This is a genomic window from Pedococcus sp. 5OH_020 (genome assembly GCF_027812955.1).
In the GTDB taxonomy this organism is placed as follows: domain Bacteria; phylum Actinomycetota; class Actinomycetes; order Actinomycetales; family Dermatophilaceae; genus Pedococcus.
In genome coordinates, this window is sequence record NZ_JAPYZV010000025.1 from 1 (window position 1) to 1,469 (window position 1,469).

At 67.9% G+C, this 1,469-nt stretch carries 1 protein-coding gene; it reads left to right on the plus strand.

Features of this window, described 5'->3' with window-relative positions; genetic code table 11:
- The first annotated feature begins 243 nt into the window (after nucleotides 1–243).
- Complete coding sequence (locus PHA84_RS20645; protein WP_270890024.1) at nucleotides 244–1,452, plus strand: IS110 family transposase; 1,209 nt, start codon at nucleotides 244–246, stop codon at nucleotides 1,450–1,452.
- Nucleotides 1,453–1,469 lie beyond the last annotated feature (17 nt).

The following is a 1,469-nucleotide window of genomic DNA, read 5'->3' on the forward strand; positions in this document are numbered from 1 at the left end:
TGCCTCATTGGAGGAGTATCGGGGGCGCGGCCGGGCCGGATGTCTGGTCGTGGCTGTCGGTCGTGTCGGGGGATGGCCTCGTTGCCGTGCCCGGTCAGGGCCAGTTTGAGTTCTGCCACCCCCGGCGCGCCGAGGCCCCCGACCGGCGTTAGGAACAAGCCCGACCGAGGGCCGAACAATGAGGAACCGGCGAAGGGCCTCGACACCGACGAGTCAACCATCGACTCCATCAGGAGGCCAGAGATGCCTTTCGTCGGTTGGGACTGGGCAAGTCGCACGCACGATGTGACTGTCCTGGACGATGACGGTGCGATACGGGAACGGTGGTCCTTCCCGCACACCGAGCCCGGGTGGGCCGACACTTTGCATCGACTACGCGACCATGGCGATCCCAGCGGATTGCCGGTGATCATCGAGAAGAGCAGCGGTCTGGTGATCGAGCGTCTGCTCGCTGCCGGGCATCCTGTTGTCCCGGTTCACCCGACCTCGTTCTACGCCGCCCGTCCGCGCTGGGGCGCCTCGGGGGCGAAGTCCGACCCAGGTGACAGCTACAAGCTGGCCGACTACCTGCGCACCGATGGACACCGGCTGCGGCGGCTGGAACCGGTGGACCCGGGACTGCAGGAACTACAGGCACTGGTGCGGTTGCGCGATGACCAGGTGCGAGCCCGTACCGCGGCGGTCAACCAGCTCACGGCCACCCTGGACGCGCACTGGCCAGGGGCCCGGCACCTGTTCCGGTCCCTGGCCTCTCCGATCGCATTGGCGTTCCTGACCGACTACCCCACGCCTGCGGCGGCTCGCCACCTCGGCGAAGGCCGTATGGCAGCGTTCTGCCGGCGGCACTCCTACCGAGGTGGAAAGTCGCCCGCAGAACTACTGGCCAGGCTGCGCAGCGCACCTGTCACCGCGGTTGGCCTGCCCGAGCAGACAGTGCGCATCATGGTCGATGCCCAGGTCGCGGTGCTGCGTGCCCTGCAGGCGGCGATCACCGACGTCGAGGCAACGATCGCTGCGCGGGTTGCCAACCATCCCCGGGCGCGACTGCTCGAGCGGCTCCCCGGCGTGGGCACGATCAACCTCGCCCAGCTGCTCGCCGAGGTAGGGCCGATCCTCGATCGCGTCGAGAACGCCGAGCAGGCTGCGACCGAGTGCGGGGCTGCGCCAGTGACGAAGGCGTCAGGCAAGACCACCGGGGTCTACTTCCGTTGGGCCGCCAACACCAGGGCACGCAAGGCCATCACCGCCTTCGCCCACAACGCTCGGATGCAGTCGCCCTGGGCCGGCCGCCTCTATGCCGACGCCCGCGCCCGTGGCAAACGTAACCCGCATGCCACACGAATCGTGGCCCGCGCATGGATCCGGGTCATTTGGGCCTGCTGGCATACCGGCAGTGCTTACGACCCAGCCCTGCATCAAGCACATCAGCAGGCACTGCACCCGCGGACTTGACTTAGGTAACTCAAACG

Bases quoted from the DNA above. Each gene is read 5' to 3' on its own strand.
- PHA84_RS20645 (WP_270890024.1), top strand. From the start codon at position 244: ATGCCTTTCGTCGGTTGGGACTGGGCAAGTCGCACGCACGATGTGACT.